Raw genomic sequence first — 4,523 nt, 5'->3', positions numbered from 1 at the left:
CAGCCAGAAGGCGGTGGCGCAAACGATCATCGCGATCGACGGAACCGCCAGTGCCAGGCCTAGGGCCATTGCGAGCATGCCGAGGAACACCGGGTTGCGTGAGACCCCAAATAAACCCTGCGTGACCAGTGCGTCCGGCGCGGCGGATGGAACTCCCACACGCCAACGTCTTCCCATGCTGGACTGTGCAAAAACCGTCAGGAACTGGCCTGCCAGCGCTAACGCCAATCCGACTGCGTGCAGCCATTCGAGCTCGGCGACGGGACGCAGGATCGACCACGTCATCTCTGCCGCGTATCCGATCAGCGCGGCCATGGCGCCAATGACACTCACGCGGAACAATTCCTGTGCTACCTGCTGGCGTGCGGTTCCGGCGAAGCCGTCGGCCTTGCCGCCGATCATGGCTGACGTTCGGCTGGTTGCAATCATCAACCACAAGCAGGTTGTCAGGAGTATGATGCTAGGCCCGAGGCGAAGAGCCTGCTCAGCGAGTTCGGTCATTGCGGCCTCCAGGCGAGCAGTCGCATGGCGTTGGCCGTCACCAATACCGTCGCGCCCGTATCAGCGAGGATGGCTGGCCATAAACCGGTTACGCCGAGCAGCGTCGTGGCCAGGAACACCGCCTTGAGGCCAAGCGCGATCGCGATGTTCTGATGAATGTTGCGCATTGTGGATCCCGACAAGGCAATCATGTCCGGAATGTCCTGGACCCGGCCATGCAAGACCGCGGCGTCCGCTGTTTCCAGAGCCACGTCGGTCCCTCCGCCCATGGCGATGCCTATGTCTGCGGCAGCCAGGGCGGGAGCATCGTTGATGCCGTCGCCCACCTTGGCAACGAAATGGCCCTCCGTTTGGAGGTCTCGCACTGCCTGCTGCTTGTCCTGTGGTAGCAATTCCGACCGCGCCTGGATCCCCAGGCTTGTCGCTACGGCGTCTCCTGTCCGTCGGTTGTCTCCCGTCAGCATCATGATCAGGACGCCTCGACCGCGCAGGGCCCTGAGTCCCGATGCGGCATCGGGGCGGGGCTCGTCCCGCATGGCGATCAGACCTGCAATCTTGTTACCGGCAAGAAGGACGGAGACGGTCTTGCCCGCGTCGTTGAGGACGGTGATCTTGGTGCTAACGTTCTCGCAGATCTGCGTGCGCCGACCTGCAGCCAGGGGAGAGCCGAGGAATACCCGTTCGCCGCCGACGCTGCCGGCGATCCCTTCGCCCGGAATGGCTTCGGCGTCGAACGCCGGCGGGAGCGGCGCCTTCCTGGCCTTTGCCTCCTGCAGAATTGCCATAGCCAGCGGGTGGCTCGATCCCTGTTCCAGCGACGCGGCCAAGGAAAGTATGTCCCGCTCCGCTCGGCCGATCGCGATCACGTCGGTGACCTCGGGCTTTCCCATCGTGATTGTCCCCGTCTTGTCGAGCGCGACAGCGGTCACTCTGCCGAGGTTCTCCAGTACCGCACCGCCCTTCATGAGGAGACCTCGGCGGGCACCGGCGGACATCCCGGCAGCGATGGCCGCAGGGGTCGAGATGACGAGCGCGCAGGGGCAGCCGATCAAGAGGATGGCCAGACCCTTGTAGATCCAGTCGTTCCAAGGCTCGGCGAAAAGGAGCGGAGGCAGGATCGCCGTCAGCGCCGCGAATACCAGGACGCCAGGGGTGTAGTAACGGGAGAACCGGTCGATGAACCTCTCGGTTGGGGCCTTTGCCTCCTGGGCCTCCTCCACCAGCCGCACCACACGCGCGATGGTATTGTCGGAAGCGGCGGCAGTGACCTTGATCCGCAGCACACCGCTTGCATTGATCGTGCCCGCGAACACCGTGTCGCCGACGCTCTTGCGCTTTGGTACGCTCTCTCCTGTCACGGGCGCTTCGTCGACCTCGCCGGCTCCCTCGGCGATGACGCCGTCCGCCGCAACGCGATCGCCGGGGCGCACCAGAATTATGGAGCCGACGGCCAGTCCGTCGGCGGCTACCGCGACCGTCTCCCCATCCCGCACCAGAAGCGCCGTCTTCGGCACGAGGTCCGTCAGGCCCTGAATGTTCTTCCGTGCCCGACCGGCGGCCACGCCCTCCAGCATCTCGCCGATCAGAAACAGGAGGACCACGGCCGCTGCTTCTTCCGTCGCGCCGATGATCACCGCGCCGACGGCGGCAATCGTCATCAGCATCTCGATGGAAAACGGCGAGCCGTAGCGAGCTGCTGCGGCGGCGCGCCTTGCGATCGGAACGAGGCCAACGGCGAGTGCCAGCAGGAAGGCCCAGCTCTCAAACGCTGGGAAAGCCACGCCCGCCAGATAGGCAATTGCCAATGCGAGGCCGCACGTCAGCGTCAGAACCGCCTTGGGCGTTCTCCACCACGCTTCATCGCCAGCATGCTCGTGTGCATGCGAATGATGGTTCGGATTCTCGCCATCAGTGGGAGCCGCCGCATTGCCGGTTCCTCGGACGCCGCGGCTAACTTCTCCGATTCCGTAACCGAGGTTCTTGACCTGGCGGATGATTGCTGCCGGAGCTAGCGCCTTCTCGTGTGCCACCGTCATCGTGCCGGCCGCGACCGACACGGCTACGTCGCCGACGCCTTCCAGACGTCGCACAGCCTTGTCGATCTTCGACGCGCACGAAGCACAGTCCATGCCGCTGACGCGGTAGCGTGTCTGCTGAAGTTCTGCCGCCATCGGTGGGTCCCATCTTCTGCCACCGGATGGCTACAACCTCCAGCGGCTAGAGGAGCAAGGCCCTATTCGCAGGAATGTTTTACAAGATGTCAGCCGAACCATCCCGGCGCGCATCAAAGGGGCCTTCAATGACAGGATGAGGCACCCGCTTTGGCCCGCCGAACCCTTCCGATTCTGCCGCCGGGAGCTAGGTTCATTCAAACCTTCGGGTCGTTGAGCGCAGCGCAGGAAAGCCTGATGAGAGCAGCAGAAGTTCCTTATCTGCCATCGCACCTTCGCCAACACGACAGTTCAGGGGACGCGGTATGAGCAGTTTCTGGCAGGTCTTCTTGCTGGCCCTCCTGCCGGGAGCGGGAAACTTCGCCGGGGGGCTCGTCGCAGAGTTCTGGAAGCCGTCTTCCAGGCTACTGAACTGGGCCCTGCATGCCGCTTCCGGAATCGTCATCGCGATCGTTTCGGTCGAACTGATCCCCGAGGCCGTCGATGTTCTGGCCGGGTGGTGGCTTGCTGCTGCCTTCGCGGCGGGCGGCGCCTCCTATGTGATGATCGAGTCTCTCGTGGACGGACTTCAGAAGTCTAGCAACCGCGGGAGCCGAACCGGGATGTGGATGATCTACGTCGCCGTCGCGGTGGATCTCACCAGCGACGGCATGATGCTCGGAACGGGCTCGGCCGTATCCAGCAGCCTGGCGATCGTGCTGGCGTTCGGCCAGGTACTGGCCGATATCCCGGAAGGCTACGCCGCGATGGCCAACTTCCGGGATAAGGGTGTGCCCCGGCGCCGGCGGCTGCTTCTTTCGGCTTCGTTTGTTTTGTTCTGTTTAGGCTCCGCGCTGGTCGCTTTCTTCGTGCTGCGCGGTGCAGGAGAGAGTGTGAAAATGGCAGCCCTCGTCTTCGTTGCCGGCTTGCTGACCGTGGCAGCCGTTGAAGACATGCTAGAAGAGGCGCACGAGGCTCGCAAGGACAATCGCGGATCGGTGCTGGCTTTCGTGGGGGGCTTCGCCCTTTTCACCCTCGTTTCTGCCGGATTGGAAACCGTGATAGTCGGCGACGCGCGAACGAGCGGAGAGGAGACGGCGCAGAGCGGGATGACGATGGAGAAACTGTCTTCTTCCGAGCCGTAAGCAGTATGCTTCCGAGCCGCCAAGGCTGCGGATCCATTTCAGTGCCCGAAGCTCGTCCGACAAATTCCCCGGTGCGCAGTTCCGATTCGTCGAAAAAACAGAACGTCCGTGCGCGCGCTGCTTCCCGGATTGGTCAGCAAACGATCATGGAATCGCCCTGCGGAGCAACGACTGGAGGTAGGATTTTTCGCCAGATCCGCGTTGAGGTGTCCGTGTATCTCGGCCCCCGCAACGCTATCCAGCACTCGTCAGAAATCACTTCTGCTGGGCCCCGTTTTCTGCAGGGCGGAGCAGACTGTGGAACTCGGTGCGGCCGGTCTCAATCTTGCCGGCTAGGACGGGCGTCGTGGCCATACAGATCTGCGCTGCAATGCGACTGGTCCTCTCGCTCGAACTCGAGCGTTGAATGGGTGATGCCGAACTCGCTTTCGAGCATCCGCTTGATCGCTTGCTTGGTGTCTTCGAGGCGATCCCAGGCTTCCTTCTCTATCACCACATGGGTGTCGAGAGCGGCAACATGCTCCTCCATCTGCCAGAAATGGGCATGATGGATGTCCGCGACACCGTCGACGCCGCGTAACGCAGCGACAACGGAGTCGTTGTCGATGTCCGGCGGGCTGCCCAGCATCAGGGTCCGAATCGGGCCTCCGATCTCGGTGAAAGCGAGATAGAGGATGTAGAGCGCGATGCCGATCGTGATGGCCGGATCAACCCAGCGCATGTCGTA

General features: G+C 63.1%; 4 protein-coding genes. 1 reads left to right on the top strand and 3 read right to left on the bottom strand.

From position 1 onward, the window contains the following. Both N7I30_RS21630 and N7I30_RS21625 read right to left on the bottom strand, forming a co-directional pair. A partial coding sequence (locus tag N7I30_RS21630; protein ID WP_498641053.1) for a methyltransferase family protein occupies nucleotides 1-501 on the bottom strand: 501 nt, incomplete at its 3' end. Next, entirely contained in the window at nucleotides 498-2,672 is a 2,175-nt protein-coding gene (locus N7I30_RS21625) for a heavy metal translocating P-type ATPase (protein ID WP_498641052.1), read from the bottom strand. The genes N7I30_RS21625 and N7I30_RS21630, both read right to left, overlap by 4 nt. Before the next feature lie 305 nt (nucleotides 2,673-2,977). On the opposite strand from N7I30_RS21625, the gene N7I30_RS21620 reads away from it, so the two are divergent. Next, on the top strand, nucleotides 2,978-3,796 hold the full coding sequence (locus N7I30_RS21620) for a ZIP family metal transporter (RefSeq protein WP_498641051.1): 819 nt from the start codon (nucleotides 2,978-2,980) through the stop codon (nucleotides 3,794-3,796). A 319-nt stretch (nucleotides 3,797-4,115) separates the two neighbouring features. On the opposite strand, the gene N7I30_RS21615 is transcribed toward N7I30_RS21620, so the two are convergent. Next, a partial coding sequence (locus N7I30_RS21615) for a cation transporter dimerization domain-containing protein (protein ID WP_498641050.1) occupies nucleotides 4,116-4,523 on the bottom strand: 408 nt, incomplete at its 5' end.

Source organism: Aurantimonas litoralis (genome assembly GCF_026153195.1).
Lineage (GTDB): Bacteria > Pseudomonadota > Alphaproteobacteria > Rhizobiales > Rhizobiaceae > Aurantimonas > Aurantimonas coralicida.
The sequence above is the reverse complement of the archived record's forward strand: the minus strand, read 5'-3'. Positions and strand labels throughout refer to the sequence as shown.

Excerpts from the sequence above, each read along its gene's own strand:
- N7I30_RS21625 (WP_498641052.1), bottom strand. The coding sequence starts at position 2,672 with ATGGCGGCAGAACTTCAGCAGACACGCTACCGCGTCAGCGGCATGGAC.
- N7I30_RS21620 (WP_498641051.1), top strand. The coding sequence starts at position 2,978 with ATGAGCAGTTTCTGGCAGGTCTTCTTGCTGGCCCTCCTGCCGGGAGCG.